At 69.6% G+C, this 253-nt stretch carries 1 protein-coding gene; it reads left to right on the top strand.

Going from position 1 to position 253, the window contains the following annotated elements; translation table 11 throughout:
* Positions 1-33: 33 nt before the first annotated feature.
* Positions 34-253 (top strand): hypothetical protein (locus tag SB660_RS22325; protein ID WP_410584652.1); only part of this gene is annotated, 220 nt, incomplete at its 3' end.

Here is a 253-nt window from a genome sequence, read left to right as displayed (position 1 = left end):
ATCCCGACCGACGCCCTGCTCGGAGACCGTGCCATGAGCGTCATCACCACGGTGCGCGACGGATTACACGTCAGCATGAGCCGCTGGGTGACCTTCGCAGACCACGACCGCTTCGCCGAGAGCGAGGCGCGCCTGCGCGAAGTCGAGGCCGACATCCTCGACGCGACCGTTCCCGGCGCGACGTTCGCCGCCGTCTTCGACGAGCTCCGCGCCGCATACGCGCGCCATGGCTTCGGCGACGATGCCTGGACGC

The organism is Bacillus sp. SIMBA_005, assembly GCF_046535585.1.
GTDB classification, from domain to species: domain Bacteria; phylum Bacillota; class Bacilli; order Bacillales; family Bacillaceae; genus Bacillus; species Bacillus pumilus.
This window is presented reverse-complemented; position numbering and strand designations above follow the sequence as displayed.